This is a genomic window from Streptomyces sp. NPDC048506 (assembly GCF_040651315.1).
GTDB lineage: Bacteria > Actinomycetota > Actinomycetes > Streptomycetales > Streptomycetaceae > Streptomyces.
The window spans coordinates 58882-75181 of record NZ_JBEZIX010000003.1 but is presented as its reverse complement, the minus strand read 5'-3'; the positions used below and the strand labels follow the sequence as shown (position 1 = coordinate 75181).

The 16300-nt window shown below is 72.8% G+C and carries 15 protein-coding genes; 5 read left to right on the top strand and 10 right to left on the bottom strand.

The features are described from left to right. The gene (locus AB0C96_RS02970) at positions 1 to 141 is read right to left on the bottom strand and encodes a hypothetical protein (protein ID WP_362913018.1); all 141 of its coding nucleotides are present in this window, start codon (positions 139 to 141) and stop codon (positions 1 to 3) included. Positions 142 to 278: 137 nt separating this feature from the next. Then, positions 279 to 1019: a helix-turn-helix transcriptional regulator gene (locus tag AB0C96_RS02965; protein ID WP_362913016.1), complete on the bottom strand. Its 741-nt coding sequence runs from the start codon at positions 1017 to 1019 to the stop codon at positions 279 to 281. 54 nt (positions 1020 to 1073) lie between these two features. Between AB0C96_RS02965 and AB0C96_RS02960 the strand changes: the two genes are divergently transcribed. Further along, on the top strand, positions 1074 to 2291 hold the full coding sequence (locus tag AB0C96_RS02960; protein WP_362913014.1) for an MFS transporter: 1218 nt from the start codon (positions 1074 to 1076) through the stop codon (positions 2289 to 2291). 54 nt (positions 2292 to 2345) lie between these two features. Here the strand turns inward: AB0C96_RS02960 and AB0C96_RS02955 are convergent, their stop codons facing one another. From AB0C96_RS02955 to AB0C96_RS02935, 5 genes are all read right to left on the bottom strand, one after another. Then, positions 2346 to 3779, bottom strand: a complete 1434-nt coding sequence (locus AB0C96_RS02955; RefSeq protein ID WP_362913012.1) for a GH1 family beta-glucosidase — start codon at positions 3777 to 3779, stop codon at positions 2346 to 2348. A gap of 117 nt (positions 3780 to 3896) precedes the next feature. Beyond that, positions 3897 to 4802: a carbohydrate ABC transporter permease gene (locus AB0C96_RS02950; protein WP_362913010.1), complete on the bottom strand. Its 906-nt coding sequence runs from the start codon at positions 4800 to 4802 to the stop codon at positions 3897 to 3899. Further along, positions 4799 to 5695: a sugar ABC transporter permease gene (locus AB0C96_RS02945; protein WP_362913337.1), complete on the bottom strand. Its 897-nt coding sequence runs from the start codon at positions 5693 to 5695 to the stop codon at positions 4799 to 4801. The genes AB0C96_RS02950 and AB0C96_RS02945 overlap by 4 nt, the downstream gene beginning before the upstream one ends. Positions 5696 to 5892: 197 nt before the next feature. Next, entirely contained in the window at positions 5893 to 7194 is a 1302-nt protein-coding gene (locus tag AB0C96_RS02940) for an extracellular solute-binding protein (RefSeq protein WP_362913008.1), read from the bottom strand. A gap of 387 nt (positions 7195 to 7581) precedes the next feature. Further along, a complete protein-coding gene (locus AB0C96_RS02935; protein ID WP_362913006.1) occupies positions 7582 to 8349 on the bottom strand; it encodes a LysR family substrate-binding domain-containing protein in 768 nt (255 codons plus the stop codon). 57 nt (positions 8350 to 8406) lie between these two features. Between AB0C96_RS02935 and AB0C96_RS02930 the strand changes: the two genes are divergently transcribed. The 3 genes from AB0C96_RS02930 to AB0C96_RS02920 all read left to right on the top strand — a co-directional run bounded on the left by AB0C96_RS02930 (position 8407) and on the right by AB0C96_RS02920 (position 11992). Further along, positions 8407 to 8799, top strand: coding sequence for a DUF5997 family protein (locus AB0C96_RS02930; protein WP_362913004.1), 393 nt, complete (start codon positions 8407 to 8409; stop codon positions 8797 to 8799). Positions 8800 to 9048: 249 nt separating this feature from the next. Then, complete coding sequence (polX, locus tag AB0C96_RS02925) at positions 9049 to 10788, top strand: DNA polymerase/3'-5' exonuclease PolX (RefSeq protein WP_362913002.1); 1740 nt, start codon at positions 9049 to 9051, stop codon at positions 10786 to 10788. Between the two features lie 55 nt (positions 10789 to 10843). Next, the gene (locus AB0C96_RS02920; RefSeq protein WP_362913000.1) at positions 10844 to 11992 is read left to right on the top strand and encodes a hypothetical protein; all 1149 of its coding nucleotides are present in this window, start codon (positions 10844 to 10846) and stop codon (positions 11990 to 11992) included. A gap of 13 nt (positions 11993 to 12005) precedes the next feature. Here the strand turns inward: AB0C96_RS02920 and AB0C96_RS02915 are convergent, their stop codons facing one another. Then, positions 12006 to 12764 (bottom strand): DeoR/GlpR family DNA-binding transcription regulator, encoded by a 759-nt coding sequence (locus AB0C96_RS02915; RefSeq protein WP_362912998.1) that lies wholly within the window; start codon positions 12762 to 12764, stop codon positions 12006 to 12008. A gap of 72 nt (positions 12765 to 12836) precedes the next feature. On the opposite strand from AB0C96_RS02915, the gene AB0C96_RS02910 reads away from it, so the two are divergent. Next, complete coding sequence (locus AB0C96_RS02910) at positions 12837 to 14042, top strand: MFS transporter (protein WP_362912996.1); 1206 nt, start codon at positions 12837 to 12839, stop codon at positions 14040 to 14042. Positions 14043 to 14046: 4 nt separating this feature from the next. On the opposite strand, the gene AB0C96_RS02905 is transcribed toward AB0C96_RS02910, so the two are convergent. Together AB0C96_RS02905 and sulP are read right to left on the bottom strand one after the other, a co-directional pair. Further along, a complete protein-coding gene (locus tag AB0C96_RS02905; RefSeq protein WP_362912994.1) occupies positions 14047 to 14574 on the bottom strand; it encodes a DinB family protein in 528 nt (175 codons plus the stop codon). Between the two features lie 28 nt (positions 14575 to 14602). Beyond that, positions 14603 to 16291: a sulfate permease gene (sulP, locus tag AB0C96_RS02900; RefSeq protein ID WP_362913335.1), complete on the bottom strand. Its 1689-nt coding sequence runs from the start codon at positions 16289 to 16291 to the stop codon at positions 14603 to 14605. Positions 16292 to 16300: the final 9 nt, after the last annotated feature.

Genomic DNA, 16300 nt, shown 5'->3' with positions numbered 1-16300 from the left:
CTACTCGGGCGCCGGGTCCCGTTCCGTCGGGTACCGCTTGACCCACGTGGCGCCGCATTGGCAGGAGGAGTACTCGACCAGCTCTCCGTCATCCGACGCACCCAGGCGCTGGATGAGGCGGACGTGCACATGCTCGTCCATCAGGCACACCTTCTCGTGGTCGCTCAGTGGCGAAGAATCCCCATCGGAGATTCCCGACCATCGTGGACATATGCCCTCTGAGGTGTCTATGAAGGCGGTCACACTGCCCGGGCCTGCCGGGCAGCTCCCGCCCGCGATCAGGGCCGATGCGCGCCCGGGGTGTGCCCGAAGGTACGACGGAAGACGTCGATGAACGCGCTGGCGGACGACCAGCCGCACAGGTGCGCCACGGTGGTGACCGGGGTGTTCTCCGCCAGCAGCACCAGGGCGTGGTACAGGCGCAGTTGGGTGCGCCACTGCGGGAACGTCATGCCGAGGTCGGCCTTGAACAGCCGGGACAGGGTGCGGTCGCTCGCACCGACCTCCTTGCCCAGGGCGGCGAGGGTGCGGTCGTCGGCCGGATCGGCGTGCAGGATCGCGCAGAGCGCCCGGAGCCGGGCGGCGGTCGGGGCGGGTAGGTACACGGGCTGCTGCGGCGAGGCCCGCAACTGGTCGAGCAGGACGGCCCGCAACCGCCCCCGCTCGGGGCTCTCGTCGTGCGGGGCGCGGGTGTAGGCGAGGATCAGTTCGCGCAACAGGGGGCCGACGGCGAGCACGGTCGGCCGGTCCAGACCGAGCGGGTTGTCGCGCGCGGGCAGACCGACCAGGTGCAGTTCGAGCGCACCGTGGGCCTGGTGGGCGTGCACCGTGCCGGCCGGCACCCAGATGGCGCGGGTGGCCGGGGCGATCCACGAGCCCGCGTCGGTGGTGACGGCCAGCACGCCGCGGCCCGCGTAGACGATCTGGTGGTCGTCGTGGCGGTGGGCGTCGATACCGGTGCCGGGCGCGAGCCACTGGGCGCGGGTCGGCGCCATCGATACATGGCGGATCTCCTGCATTGTTTGGCAGCTTATCGGAAGCCCGACAGGGTGCCGGGCGGCCAGCATGGCGGGGTGCCAAGGAACTCCTCGATCCTCCTGCTGTCCGCCGGGCATGCCTGCGTGGACGTCTACCAGGGTGCGGTGGCCGCGCTGGTCCCGTTCTTCGTCGCCGAGCGCGCCTACGCCTACGCCACGGCCTCGGGCATCGTGCTCGCCGCGTCCCTGCTGTCCTCGGTGGCCCAGCCGGTGTTCGGTGCCCTCACCGACCGCTGGGCGCTGCCCTGGCTGCTGCCCGTCAGCACCGTCCTCGGCGGGCTGGGGACGGCGCTCAGCGGCCTGGTCGGCTGCTACGCCCTGACGCTGGTGTGCGTGGCGGTGTCCGGGATCGGGGTCGCCGCCTACCATCCCGAGGCGGCCCGGGTCGCCCGGCTCGCGGCCGGCGGGAGCCACCGCGCGATGGGCTGGTTCTCCCTCGGCGGCAACCTCGGCTTCGCCGCGGCCCCGCTCATGGTCGCCGCCGTCATCGGCACCGGTGGTCTGCGCTGCTCGCCGTTGCTCGTGGTGCCGGCCCTCGCCGGCAGCGTGCTGTGCCTCCCCGTACTGCGGGTGCTGGAGCGGACCACCACCCGGGGCGGTTCCCGGTCCGCGGCCGCGACGGGGAGCGACGACCGCGCCTCGTTCGTGCGGCTGTCGCTGGCCGTGGTCTGCCGGTCGATCGCCTTCACCGGCCTCGGCACCTTCCTCGCGTTCTACGCCCGCCAGCGGACCGGAGGCGGTGCGGCGGCGGGCACCGCGGCGCTCTTCGTCCTCTACCTCGGCGGGGCGGTGGGCAGCGTGCTGGGCGGCAGTCTGGCCGAGCGGTGGGAACGGGTCACCGTCGTGCGCGGGTCGTATCTGATCACGGTCGCCGCCCTCGCGGGCGTGGTGTTCGTCCCCGGGCCGGCGCTCTACGCCTTCGTGGCGCTGACCTCCGCCGGCCTCTACGTCCCGTTCTCGCTCCAGGTCACGCTCGGCCAGGACTACCTCCCGACGCGCGTCGGCACCGCCAGCGGGATCACCCTCGGCCTCACCGTCAGCGTCGGCGGACTGGTCGCCCCGCTGATCGGCACGCTCGCCGACGCGACGTCCCTGCGGACGGCGCTGACCCCGCTGATCGCGATGCCCGCGCTGAGCTGGCTGCTGGTCCGCGCCCTGCCCGAACCCGCCGCGCGCACGCCCGGAGCACCGGCGCAGCAGACCGGGGACGCGCGGGCGACCGCCCGCCCTCCGGCTCGGCGGGAGCACCGCTGACCGCGCCGGTGCCCGGCGCCGGGGCCGGGCTGCCCGCCGGGGCGACGGAGCCGGCTACGCCAGACCGTTGCGCGCGACGACCCCCGCGTACCACCGCGCGCTGTCCTTCAGGGTGCGCCGCTGCGAGGCGAAGTCGACGTGGACGATGCCGAACCGCTTGCTGTAGCCGTACGCCCACTCGAAGTTGTCGAGCAGCGACCACAGGAAGTAGCCCCGTACCGCGGCTCCGTCGGCGATCGCCCGCGCCACGGCGCCGAGGTGGCCGTGCAGATAGGCGATGCGCTCGGGGTCGTGGACGTGGCCTTCGGGGTCGGCGTAGTCGTGGTAGGCGGCGCCGTTCTCGGTGACCAGGAGGGGGACGTGCGGCAGTTCGCCGCGCAGCCGCGTCAGCAGCTCGTACAGTCCGTCGGCGTCGACCGGCCAGCCCATGGCCGTGCGCGGCCCCGCCGGCGGCCGGAACTCCGCGTGTGCCGCGGCCCCCGGCCAGGGCGACGGTGACGGTGGCGGCGCCGTGCGCGTACCGGCCGCGACGACGGTCGGCGCGTAGTAGTTGATGCCGAGCGAGTCGACCGCCGTGGCGATGGTCTCCAGATCGCCGTCGAGGACGAACGACCAGTCGGTGAGCGCCGCCGTGTCACGCACCAGGTCCGCGGGCAGCCGGCCGTGGAAGACCGGGTCGAGGAAGATCCGGTTGCCGACGGCGTCGAGGCGGCGGACGGCTTCCCGGTCGGCCTCGCTCCGGCTCGCGGGCCGCAGCGCGTGCAGGTTCAGGGTCAGGGAGATCTCCGCGGAGGCCGGGAGCACGGCGCGCAGGGCCTGGGTGGCGCGTCCGTGGGCGAGGTTGAGGTGGTGCGCGGCGCGCAGCGCGGCGGCGGGTTCGGTACGGCCCGGGGCGTGCACGCCCGCGGCGTACCCCAGGAAGGCCGCGCACCACGGCTCGTTGAGCGTGGTCCAGGTGGCGACCCGGTCGCCGAGCGCCGCGGCGACGTACCCCGTGTAGTCGGCGAACCGCTCGGCGGTGTCGCGGTGCGGCCAGCCGCCGCCCACGGCGGAGTCGCCATCGGACCCGGTCTCCAGCTCCTGCGGAAGGTCCCAGTGGTAGAGGGTGACGACCGGCCGGATCCCGGCGTCCAGCAGCTCGTCGACGAGCCGGCGGTAGAAGTCCAGCCCCCTTTGGTTCGCCGGCCCCCGTCCGGTCGGCTGGACGCGTGGCCAGGCCACCGAGAAGCGGTAGTCGCCCACCCCCAGCTCCTTGAGCAGCGCGACGTCCTCCCGCATGCGGTGGTAGTGGTCGGCGGCGGTGTCCCCGGTGTCGCCGTTGAGCACCTTGCCGGGCGTCCGGCTGAAGGTGTCCCAGATCGACGGGGTCCGGCCGTCCGCCCGCGCGGCCCCCTCGATCTGGTAGGCGGCCGTGGCGGTGCCCCAGCGGAATCCGGCGGGGAAGCGCAGCGGGGCGGCCACGGCGGGGCGGGGCTCGATGGTGGTCATGTACGGCGACTCCTGGGGGCGGGACGGACGGTGGTGCGGCGCGGTGCGGTGTGCGGGTTCGGCGGCGCGGGGTGGGGCACGTGCGGCGGACGTCGTCGGGGAACGGCGGCGGCTCGCTCAACCCTTGACGGCGCCCTGCATGATGCCGCCGACGATCTGCCGGCCGAGCAGCCCGAAGACCAGCAGCACGGGCAGCGTGCCGAGCAGCGTGCCCGCCATGATCACGGACTGGTCGTGGACATAGCCGCCGCCGAGCTGGCGCAGGGCGACCTGCACGGTCGGCTCCTGCGAGGACAGCGCCACGATGGGCCAGAAGAAGTCGTTCCAGGCGGTCATGAAGGTGAGCAGGCCGAGGACGGCCATGGCGGGCCGGGCGATGGGCACCACGACCGAGCGGAAGATCCGGGCATGGGACGCGCCGTCGACCCGGGCCGCCTCGATCAGCTCGTCCGGCAGCGCCCGCACCAGGAACTGCCGCATGAAGAACACGCCGAAGCCGGAGACGAGACCGGGCAGGACGACCGCCTGGAGCTGGTCCACCCACTGCAACTTGGCGATCAGCATGAACAGCGGGATCACGCCCAGCTGCGGCGGAATCATCATGGTGCCGACGGTGAGCGCCAGGAGGGCACCACGGCCGCGGAACCGCAGCTTGGCGAAGGCGAACCCGGCGAGCGTGGAGCACAGCACGGTGCCGACCGTGATGGCACCGGAGACGACGATCGAGTTGAGCAGGGCCCGGCCGATGTCCGCCTCCTCCAGGGCGGCCCGGACGTTGGGGAACAGGTTCGGCCCCGGAACCAGCGCGGGCGGCGCCTTCGCCAGCTCCGCGTTGGAGCGGCTCGCGGCGACGAGGGTCCAGTACAGCGGGAACGCCGAGACGAGCACGGCCACGGTCAGGAGCAGGTAGGTGAGCCGGCTGCCGTGCAGCGTCCGCCCGGCCCGCGAACGGCCGCGGCGGCGGGCGGACCGGGGCGGGGCCTCGGACGCGGTCTTCGTCCGGCCGGTGGCGAGCGCGGTCACCGTTCCGTCCCCCTTCCCCGACGGCGGCGGGCCAACAGGGCGTTGGCGCCGACGAGCAGCAGGACGAGCAGGAGCATGACCCAGGCGAGGGCGGCGGCCCGACCCAGGTGGAAGAAGCCCCAGCCCTGCTCGTAGAGGTACAGGCCGAGCGTCTGGTACTGGTGCGAGATGCCGCCGGCCGCCGAACCCTCGAACAGCAGTGGTTCACCGAAGAGTTGGGTCGCGCCGATGGTCGACACGATCGTGGTGAAGACGATCGTGGGCCGTAGCCCCGGCAGGGTGACGTGCCGGAACTGCCGCCAGGGCGAGGCCCCGTCCATCGCCGCGGCCTCGTAGAGCTCACTCGGGATGGACTGCATGCCGGCCAGGTAGATCAGCGCGTTGTAGCCGGTCCATCGCCAGACGACGATCGACGAGACCGCGATCTGGGAGGCGACGGTGCCGGTCTGCCAGTCCACCGGGCGGCAACCCACGAGTCCGAGCAGGTAGTTGATCAGCCCGAAGTCGCGGCCGAAGAGCTGGGCGAAGACGAGGGTCGCCGCGGCCACCGAGGTGGCGTAGGGCAGCAGCACGGCGGTACGGAAGAACGTGCGGCCGCGCAGCCGGTGGTTGAGCAGGTGCGCCAGGCCCAGGGCCATCATCAGCTGCGGCACGGTCGACAGGACGCCGATGGTGAAGGTGTTGCGCAGCGACGTCCAGAAGTACGCGTCGGTGAACAGCGCGGTGTAGTTGCCGAGTCCGCGCCACTCCATCTCGCCGGGGGTCTGTAACTCCACCCGGTACAGCGAGACATACGCCGTGTAGAGGAGGGGGAAGAGCCCGAAGGCGGCGAACAGGGTGAAGAACGGGGCGAGGTAGGTGTAGGGCGCGAGCGTGCGCCGGGCACGGTGCAGCGGCGACGGCCGCGCGGGCGCGCTCGGCGGGGGCCCGGCGGGCGTCACTGCGGGAGCGGCGAGGGTCACGGTGCGGCCCTTCCATCGGGGGCGTGGGTCGGGTGCGTGCGGTGGGGGTGTACGGGGTCGGCGGGCGCCCCGGCAGCACCGGGCCGGACGGCGGACCGGCACCGCGGCGGGTCGGTCCGCCGACGCGGTCAGTCGAGGGTGTGGGCGACGCCCTGCCGCGCGTTCGACCACGCCGCGTCGGACGAGGTGCCCTTGCGCTCGACCTCGCCGAGCGCATTGATGAGCTGGTCGCCGATGTCCTTGTCCTGGACACCGAGGACCTGGACGGGAGCGGCCTCGGCGGCGGTACCGAAGATCCGGCCGACCGGAGCGTTCGAGAAGTACGGGTCCTTGGCGTCGGCGAGCCTGGCGATGGCGCCGGTACTGGAGGGGAAGTTGCCCAGCTTCCGGAAGAGCTTCTCCTGCTGTGCGGGGGCGGTGAGCCACCGGATCAGTGCGTAGGCCTCCTTCTTGTGCTCGGCCGCACGCGGAATCGACAGGTACGAACCGCCCCAGTTGCCCGCGCCGCCCGGCAGTTCGGCGACGTCCCACGTGCCCCTGCCCGCGTCGCCGGCCTGTCCCTTGATGTACGAGAGCATCCAGGCGGGGCAGGGCACGGTGGCGAACGCCCCGGTGGAGAAGGCCTGGTTCCACTGCGGCGACCACTGGTCGAGCCGTGCGCTCAGACCTGCGCGGGCGGCCTCGACGGAGGTGTCCCACGCGGTCCGCACCGCCGGGTTGGAGTCGTAGATCAGCTTCCCGGACGCGTTGTAGTAGCGCTCCTTCTCCTGGCCGATCATGACCGAAAAGAGGCTGCCGACGCTGTCCAGCCAGGCGCTCTTGGCGGGCGCCTGCCGTATGTACCGCTTGCCGAGGTCCAGGTAGCCGTCCCAGGTGGACCACTTCGCGGCGAGCGTGTCGCGGTCGGTGGGCAGTCCCGCCTTCTTGAAGAGGTCGGTCCGGTAGCACATCGCCTCCGGGCCGATGTCGGTGCCGAGTCCCAGGACCTTGCCGTCCTTGGTGGCGGCCGCGGCCCACTTGGCGCCGGCGTAGTCCTTCTTGAGCCGGTCCGCGCCGTACCGGCTCAAGTCCTCGAACCGGTCAGGCTGTTGCTGGGTCACCGAGGCGATCCGCCCCACCTCGATCCCCTGCACGTCGGCGAGGCCGCCGCCCCCGGCGAGCCGGGTCTGGAGGGACTTCCAGTAGTCCTGTTCGTCCTCGGTGTCGGTCTGCTTGATCGTGATGCCGGGGTGCGCCTTCTCGTACTCGTCGTACAGCCCGGCCTCCTTGAAGCCGAACGAGCCGAACACGTCGACGGTCAGGGTGACCTTGCCCCCCGTCCCGTCGGACCCGCCGAGGGGGCCGGCCCCACAGGCGGCGAGCAGGACACCGGCGAGCGCAACCACTCCCAGACGCAGTCCTGCCCTTCGTACGGATCGGGCAATGGGCATGAGGAAGCCTCCTCTGGCTTCTACGGGGCGGCCGACGACGGCCTGAGAGCGCTCTCACACATGCGCCAGGAGCGTGCCCTGCGCAGGAGCCTACCGTCAAGAGTCGAACGCGCCCCGGCCGAGAACCACCGCCCCAAGTCCCCTCACACGAGGGCATGTTGACGGACGATCGGCGCACCCCACCGGCCCACTGCACGGTCACGCCCAGGCTCGCCGGGCCGACAAGGCCCTCCAGGGGCACTGGGAGGACCGGGACGGGTCACGGGGCTGGACGTACGGCGACAACGTCGAGGCGGCGCAGGGGCGTTGAGCACGGCACCGTGCCCCGCGGACGGGGGAACGCCCCCCGCCGCGCACGCAAACGACGACCAGGGCCGGTCCGTCGGGTCAGCCCTGGCGACGGGGCCTGCCGCGCCTGCCGCCACCCTTGGGGCCACCGGAGCCCCTGCGCGGATTCCTGCCGGTCGCCTTCCCGGCCGCGGGCTTGCGCCGCGCGCCGCCCTGGTCGGTGCGCGTGCGCTGCGGCTCCGCCGGCGCGGCGGAGCGGCGACCTCGTGTGCTGTTGACGGTCCGCCCCCGGACGATCCCGATGAAGTCGTCCACCAGATCGGTGGTCCGGTCCTCCCGCCAGGACAGCGCGACCCGCGACGCGGGGGTGTCGGTCACCGGCCGGTAGGTGAGGTCCTTGCGGTGGTAGAGGCGGGCGAGGGACTGCGGGACGACGAGCAGCCCGATGCCCGCCGCCACCAGCTCCAGGGCGTCCGGCGTCGTGGCCGGGCGCTCGATCGCCGGCCGTCCCGGCGGGTGCTCCCAGTCGAGGGTGTCGTCGAGCGGGTGCAGCACGATCTCGTCGGCGAGGTCCTCGGCGGAGACCTCGTCGACCGCGGCCACGAGGTGGTCCTTCGGGACCACGACCACGGTGGTCTCGGTGTAGAGGGGGATCGCGCTGAGATCGGTGCGGTCGGTCGGCAGGCGGAGCAGACCCGCGTCGGCGCCACCGTCCCGCAGCACGTCGGACGCTTCGGCGGCGGATACCTGGAGAAGGTGCAGCGGTACGTCCGGCAGGCGCTCGTTCCAGATCCGCACCCACTTGGCGGGCGTCACTCCCGGGACATACGCGAGCCGGAACGAAGGGGATGTCTCGGAGCCTGTCACTCCGCCAGGTTACCGGGCGTGGTCAGAGGTCGTGCACGCGCTCGATACCCTTGACCCATGAAGTCGCACCAGACCGCCCAGACCATGAAGCCCGCCACCGCGGCGAAGAAGCTGGGTGTGTACCTCGAAGCCACCCCTGCCGAGTTCCGGGAGGGCGTCGTCTCGCGCAGCGAGCTGAACGCGCTCCAGGCGGACCCGCCCGAGTGGCTGCGGGAGCTGCGACGCAACGGCCCGCACCCGCGCCCGGTGGTCGCGGCGAAGCTGGGCGTCTCCATTTCGGGTCTGGCGCGGGGCGGCATCACCGAGGCCCTCACCACGGAGCAGATCGACGCGCTCAAGTCGGAGAACCCCGAGTGGCTCCAGAAGGAACGCGCCACCCAGGCCGAGGTCCGCAAGGAAGCGGCGCGCGTCAAGGAGAAGAACGAGGCGAAGGACCAGGCCCAGGGCTAGGACACGACCTGGGTGAAGGACCGGCCCCTGGCGGGGCGACGTGCCCCGCCAGGCTCCGCCGGTGCCTGCGCGGGGCCGGGGTTCTTTGATCCGATTCCTCGATCCGATTCCTCGATCCGATCGCTCGATCGCGCGGGACATGTGGTCCGTGGGGGCGCGGCGGGGCGGCCGCCGCGGGCTGCCCGCGGGCTCCCCGTCGGCCCCTCGCCGGAAGGGCCCGCGGCGCGGACCGGCACTAAAATCGGGGGTGTGAGCCGGCCCAACGAGGAGATCGAAGCGCTGCTCCGGGAGTACGCGGACCTCATCCTGATCACCGGCGGGGACGCGTTCAAGGCCCGCGCCTACGAGAAGGCCGCACGCGCCATCGGCGGCCACCACACCGATGTGTCGACGCTCGACGCCGCGGGGCTGCGCAAGATACCGAACGTCGGCAGGTCCATCGCCGACAAGGTTCTCCAGTACCTCCGGACCGGCACGTTGCCCGCCGTGGAGGACATCAGGGCGAAGATCCCCGCCGGCGTGCGCCACCTGATGGCCATCCCCGGGCTCGGCCCCAGAAAGGCCATGACGCTCTACGAGGACCTGCACGTCTCCTCGGTGCCCGAACTCCTCGACGCCCTCCACGAGGAGCGGCTGCGCGACCTCAAGGGGTTCGGCCCGAAGACCGAGGAGAACATCCTGCACGGCATCGAGCAGTTGCGGTCCGCGGGCGACCGGGTGCCGATCAACGCCGCCATGGAGGTCGCCGAGGAGATCGTGGCCGAGCTGTCCACCCTGACCGGCTGCGAGAACTGCGCCTACGCCGGGTCGCTGCGCCGGATGCGGGAGACCATCGGGGACGTGGACGTGCTCGTGGCGGCGGCGGTGTCCGCCCGGTTCATGGACGCCTTCGTCACGATGCCGGGCACCGCCGAGGTGATCGCCCACGGCACGAAGAAGACCTCCGTGCGCACCACGAAGGGCCTACAGATCGACCTGCGCGTCGTGCCGCCGGACTCCTGGGGCGCGGGACTCCAGTACTTCACGGGCTCCAAGGCGCACAACATCCGCACCCGCGAGATGGCCGTGCACCACAAGCTCAAGCTCTCCGAGTACGGGCTGTTCCACGCCAGGTCCGGCAAGAAGATCGTCTCGCAGACCGAGGAGGAGGTCTACGCACGGCTCGGTCTGCCCTGGATCCCGCCGACGCTGCGCGAGGACCGCGGCGAGGTCGCCGCAGGGCTGCACGGCGACCTGCCGGACCTGGTCACCGAGGCGGACATCAAGGGCGATCTGCACACCCACACCGACCTCACCGACGGCATCGCCCCGCTGGGCGAGATGGTGACGGCCGCCGCCCACCGGGGGCTGCGCTACTACGCGGTCACCGACCACGCGCCGGACCTCGCCATGCAGCGGATGACCGACGAGAAGGTGCTGGCCCAGCGCGAGCGGATTCGCGAACTCGACGGCCGGCACCGGAAGATGCGGGTACTGCACGGCACCGAGCTCAACATCGGCCCGGACGGATCGGTGGACTGGCCCACGGACTTCCTGCGGGGCTTCGACCTCTGCGTGGCATCCGTGCACTCGCACTTCGGCCAGGGGCGGGACGCCCAGACCCGGCGGCTCGTCACGGCCTGCGAGAACCCGGAGGTCAACATCATCGGCCACCCGACCACCCGGATCATCGGCAAGCGGCCGGGCCTGGACGTGGACCTCGACGCGGTGTTCGCCGCCTGCGCCCGCACCGGGACGGCGCTGGAGATCAACGCCCACCCCGACCGGCTCGACCTGTCCGACGAGCACATCCTGCGCGCCAGGCGTTACGGCGTGAAGTTCGCCGTGAACACCGACGCCCATGCCCCGCTGCACCTCCAGTACCTGCGCTACGGCGTGGGCACCGCGCAGCGCGGCTGGCTGACCGCGGACGAGGTGATCAACACCTGGCCGCTGGCGCGCCTGCGACGATTCCTCCACAAGAAAGGCGCCACGGGCAGCTCGCCCTAATCTGGAAGTAGTCACCACCTGGCAGTACTCACCGTCCCCGAGCCGGGGGTAGATCATGGAACTCGGATTTCTCAAGCCGCTCTTCGACCGTCCGGGCCCATGGGCCTCGGCGTACATCGACACCACGCGCGCGACCGAGGACGCCCAGAAGCAGCAGAAGCTGCGCGAGCGCGCCGTCGCCACCCAGCTCATCGACGCGGGTGCCGACGCGTACACGTGCCGGGCGGTGATGGACCGGCTCGCCCACGAGCCGGTGTCCGGGGCACCGCCCGGCCGCGCCGTCTTCGCCGCGGGCGCCGAGGTCGTCCTCGACGTCCCGCTCGGTGTGCCCCCGGTGGGCATCGAGGCGACCTGGTCCCTGCTGCCGCACATCGCGCCGCTTCCCGGTCTGGTCGGTGAGGAGCCGGCGTGCCTGGTCGCGTACATCGACCGCACCGGGGCCGATGTGGAGCTGCGCGATGCCCAGCGCAGTCGGATGCTGGTCACGGCGGACGGCAAGGAGTTGCCGGGCCGGGGACACCGTGCCGTCCCCGCGGACCGCCATGAGTGGCACTACCGGAACAAGGTCGAGAACACCTTGGACCAGACCGCCGACCTCATCGCGAACGAGCTCGCCCGGCAGTGGCCGCAAAGCGGCGCACAGCTGCTGGTGCTGACCGGCGACGCCCGGGAGCGCAGGGCCGTCTTCCACCGGCTGCCCGAGCAGATCCGGGCCGTCACCGTGGAGGCCGAGAACGGCAGCCGGTCCGCGGGCGCCTCCCAGAGCGTGCTCAACCGCCAGATCGCACAGGCCCGCGAGCAGTACGCGCAGACGCGCCTCGAAGCTGCCCTCGGCCGCTTCCGCGCCGGACGCCGCCGCCCCGGCGAGCACGGTGCGCGCGGTGTCGACAGCAACCCCGGAGACGCGGCGGAAGGAGTGCCCGCGGTCATCGAAGCGGCCCGTCGTCACCAGGTGGGCACGCTGCTCCTCGGGCAGGACGCATCCGATGCGGGCCGCGAGGTCTGGATCGGGCCCGGTGTCGACGAGGTAGCCGTCCAGCGCGGTCAGGCGCAGGCGATGGGCGTCCAGAAGCCCGAGCGGGCGCGCGCGGACGACGCCGTGCTGCGGTCCGCCGCCGCGGCCGACGCCGAGGTGCTGCTGGTTCCCGAGGGCGCGTCGGGCCCGGCGGGTGGCCTCGGGGCGGTGCTGCGCTGGACCGCGTGAGGGGCGGGCCCGCTCACACCCGCCGCACGATCGCTCCGGAGGCGGCCAGGGCGGCGGTCTCGTCGCCGGGTGCCGCGTCGTCGGTGACGACGGCGTGCAGGGCCGAGGCCGGGGCGACGAAGGCCAGAGCGGTGCGGGAGAGCTTGGCGGCCTCGGCGACGGCGATCACCCGGCGGGCCGAGGCCATCGCGGCGCGCTTCACGGCGGCGTCGGCCAGGTCGTAGGCGGTCAGCCCGTCGGCGGCGGTCAGGCCGCAGCAGCCGAGGACGGCGGTGTCGAAGCGCAGCGCGGCCAACGCGGACTCGGTCAGCGGGCCGGTCAGGGCGAGCTCTCCCGGGCGCGGCTGGCCACCGGGCACCAGCAGCGTCACCTGGGGGCCGTCGGTCAGGGCGTTGACGGCATGCAGGGACAGCGGCATCACGGTGACGCGCCGGTCGCGGAGCGTGCGGGCCACCTCCAGGCATGTGGTGCCGCTGTCGAGGGCCACCGACTCGCCGTCGGCGACGAGTCGGGCGACCTCCTCGGCGATGCGCCGCTTGGCCTCCTGCCCTTCCGTGGCGCGCAGCGCGAACGGCGGTTCCTGGCCCCGCAGCAGCAGGCTGCGCGCTCCGCCGCGGTAGCGCTCCAGGACTCCCTGCTCGGCCAGTGCCTCCAGGTCGCGGCGGATGGTCATCTCCGAGGCGCCGGTCAGTTCGGCCAGTTCGGCGACGCCCATACGGCCGGCCGCGCGTACGGCGTCCGTGATCTGCCTCAGTCGGTCGGTGCTCACCATGGACGCCATTGAACATCATTTCTGTTCGTAACGCGAGTTTCGAACAGAGAGATTGTTCGATATGTTCGCGGCATGCCAACTTCCCTACGGGTCGGCCGCTGGGCCACCTTTGTCTTCTTCGGCCTGAACGGCTTCGTCATGGGCATGTGGGTCGTCCACATCCCGGTGATCGAGAGCCGGGTCGGCATCGGCCACGCCGTGCTCGGCTGGCTGCTCCTCCTGCTGGGCGCCGGGGCGTTCGCCGGTATGCGGCTGGCCGGCCCGCTCGCCGACCGCTTCGGTCCCCGCGTCGCCGTACCCGCCGGGGCGGCGCTGTGCAGCGCGGCGCTCGTCCTGCCGGGCCTGGCCACCGGGCCCTGGACGCTCGGCGGGGCGCTGCTGGCGCTCGGCTTCGGCAACGGCTGCCTCGACGTCGCCATGAACGCCCACGCGGTCCACGTCGAACGCGGCTACCGGCGGCCCATCATGTCCGCCTTCCACGCGGTCTTCTCCATCGGCGGTGCGCTGGCCGCACTGGTCGGCGCCCGCACCCTCGGCTGGGGCTGGTCCCCCGCCGCGACGCTCGGCGCGGTCGGTGCGATCGGCCTGGCGACCGGCCTGCTCACCGCGCCGGCGCTGCTGCGCACCGAACGCTCCGACGGCGACCGGGCCGCCACCGCGACCACCGGCCGCCGGACCCGGATCCCCGCTCGGATCCGGGCCCTGGCCGCCCTCGCGCTGATGCTGATGCTGTGCGAGGGAGTGGCCAACGACTGGTCCACGCTGCACCTTCGGGACGCCCTGGACGCGCCCGCCGCCACCGCCGCCATCGCCTACGGCGCCTTCGCGACCGCCATGACCGTGGGACGCCTGCTCACCGACCGGGTCGCCGGGCGGTTCGGAGCCGTCGCCGTCCTGCGGTACGGGGCCGCCACGGCCGCGGTCGGCCTGGCCGCGGCGGCCCTTTCGCCCTGGATCCCCTTGGCGCTGGTCGGGTGGGCGGTGTTCGGGATCGGACTGTCAGGCTGCATCCCCCAGCTGTTCAGCGCCGCCGGACACGCCGATCCGGAGGCCGCGGCGACCAATGTCTCCCGGGTGGCGGGCCTCGGCTACCTCGGCATGCTCGCCGGCCCCGCGGTCATCGGACCGCTCACCCACCTCGCCCCGCTCGCCGTGGTCCTCCTCCTGCCGGTGGCCCTGTGCGCCCTGGCCGCCGCGGCGGCCGGCATCCTGCGCCAGGGCCCCCACGTCGCGTCGGGCTCGGCCGCGGCCGGTGCGGAGCCCGCGCGGCAACCGTGACGCCTCAGGCCCCCGTGACGCCGTCGATGCCCTCCCGGATCAGGTCGGCGTGGCCGTTGTGCCGGGCGTACTCCTCGATCATGTGGACCAGGATCCAGCGCAGCGAGACGCCCGCGTCGCCGACGTGGGCGGCCTCCTGCGCGGAGAGCGTGCCGGAGTCCTCCAACGACGAGCCGGCCACCAGCTCGCGACTGTGTGCCACCTCCGCGCGCCAGACGGTCAGCGCCTCCTCGATACCGCGGTCGGGGACGAGTTCGAAGCCGTGTCCCCCGCCCTCGCCGAACACCGGCGGCAGGTCGCGGCCGGCGAACACCCGCTGGAACCAGTTGCGTTCCACCTCCGCCATGTGCTGGACCAGGCCCAGCAGCGTCATCGGCGAGGGCGCCACCGAGGCCAGCCGCACCTGGCGGTCGTCCAGCCCGGAGCACTTCACCGCGAGCGTCGCGCGGTGGAAGTCCAACCAGCTTTCCAGCATGGTGCGTTCATCGGCGTGTGGGGGCGGGACGGGGCGCCCGTCCGGTGTCGTGGTCATACCCTCCACCCTGACACGGATCACGGCCTCACCCGCTGTCGTCGTCGCGCTGCGCACGGCGCCACGAGCGGTATGCGGCCACCGCGGTGTGCAGCGTGGGGAAGATCCGGTCCGCGCCGACGGACCCGCTGAGTCCGTACGCGTCGAGCTGGTCGCGCAGATCCTGTTTGACCCGTGCCAGGGCGAACTCGATGCCGCGCCCGGTCAGTTCCTGCCGCAGTTCGTCCAGCGCGTCCAGCGCGGTGATGTCCACTTCCACGTTCGCCTCGGTGTTGAGGACGAACCACCGCACGGGGCTCTGCTGCTCCTCCACCGCGGCCAGCGCACGTCGCTTGAAGTCCTCGGCGTTGGCGAAGAACAGCGGGGAGTCGTAGCGGTAGACCAGCAGTCCCGGGACGGTGCGCGCCTGTGGGTAGTCGTCGACGTCGTGCATCCCCGCCAGGCCGGGCACCATGCCCTCGACGGCGTCGTGCGGTCGCGCCACCCGGCTCAGCAGCTCGACGACCGACAGGCCCACGGCCACCAGCACCCCGTACAGGATGTCCAGGGCGAGGACCCCGACGAGGCAGCTGAGCGCCAGCAGGAGTTCCCGGCGCCGGAAGGACGCCAGCCGCCGGAAGCCCGCGACGTCGACCATCCGCACCGCGGCGTAGACGACCAGTGCGCCCAGCACGGCCGTCGGGGTGTTGGTGAGCAGGGGGCCCAGGAAGAGGAGCACGGCGACCACCGCGGCGCCGGCGGTCAGCGCGTACGCCTGGGTGTGCCCGCCCGCCGACTTGGCGAGCGCGGTACGGCTGGCACTGCTGCTCACCGGGAACCCCTGGAGGACACCGGCGCCGAGGTTGGCGGCGCCCAGGGCGAACAGCTCGTTGTTGGCGTCCAGGCGTGGACCGCGGTCGCCGGTGACGAAGGCCCGCGCGGTGAGGATGAAGTCGGTGTAGCCCACCAGCAGCACCCCGATGGCCGGCAGCAGCAGCTGGGGCAGGCCGCCGAGGTCGGGCAGTTGGGCGCGGGGTAGCCCGGCCGGGATCTCGCCGATCACCGGGAGGCCACGGTCCGCCAGGCCGAACGCGGCCGACACCGCCGTGCCGAGGGCGAGGACGAACAACGGGCCGGGCACTCCACGGGGGAGGCGGGTCGCCGCGTACAGCAGGACCAGCGCCCCGACGCTGAAGAGCACCGTGAGGGGTTGGGCCCGGGGCAGGTTCTGGGCGAAGGACAGCAGCTTGGGGAAGAACCCGGAGCCCTCGGTGGGGACGCCGGTGAGCTTGGTCAGCTGGTCCACGACCATGATCAGCGCCACACCCGCCAGATACCCGATCAGAACCGGCCGGGACAGCAGATCCGCCACGAACCCCAGCCTCGCCACCCATCCCGCCAGACACATCAGGCCGACCGCGACGGCGAGTGCGGAGGCCAGGACCGCATACCGCGCCGGGTCCCCCGCGGCGAGCGGCCCGACGACGGCGGCGGTCATCAGCGCGGTCGTCGACTCCGGCCCCACCGACAGCAGCCGGGACGACCCCAGGAGGGCGTACAGCCCGATCGCGGGCAGGATGGCCCACAGGCCCACGACCGGCGGCAGGCCGGCGACGCTGGCGTAGGCCATGACCTGTGGCACGAGATAGGCGGCCACCGTGATGCCGGCGACGAGGTCCCCGCGCAGCCAGGAGCGCCGGTACCTCGTCAGCACCGCGAGGCCGGGCGTGCCGGGCACCGCACGGTG

Coding starts and splice junctions, on each gene's coding strand:
- AB0C96_RS02970 (WP_362913018.1), bottom strand. CDS start 141: ATGGACGAGCATGTGCACGTCCGCCTCATCCAGCGCCTGGGTGCGTCG.
- AB0C96_RS02965 (WP_362913016.1), bottom strand. CDS start 1,019: ATGCAGGAGATCCGCCATGTATCGATGGCGCCGACCCGCGCCCAGTGG.
- AB0C96_RS02955 (WP_362913012.1), bottom strand. CDS start 3,779: ATGACCACCATCGAGCCCCGCCCCGCCGTGGCCGCCCCGCTGCGCTTC.
- AB0C96_RS02940 (WP_362913008.1), bottom strand. CDS start 7,194: ATGCCCATTGCCCGATCCGTACGAAGGGCAGGACTGCGTCTGGGAGTG.
- AB0C96_RS02930 (WP_362913004.1), top strand. CDS start 8,407: ATGAAGTCGCACCAGACCGCCCAGACCATGAAGCCCGCCACCGCGGCG.
- AB0C96_RS02920 (WP_362913000.1), top strand. CDS start 10,844: ATGGAACTCGGATTTCTCAAGCCGCTCTTCGACCGTCCGGGCCCATGG.
- AB0C96_RS02915 (WP_362912998.1), bottom strand. CDS start 12,764: ATGGTGAGCACCGACCGACTGAGGCAGATCACGGACGCCGTACGCGCG.
- AB0C96_RS02910 (WP_362912996.1), top strand. CDS start 12,837: ATGCCAACTTCCCTACGGGTCGGCCGCTGGGCCACCTTTGTCTTCTTC.
- AB0C96_RS02905 (WP_362912994.1), bottom strand. CDS start 14,574: ATGACCACGACACCGGACGGGCGCCCCGTCCCGCCCCCACACGCCGAT.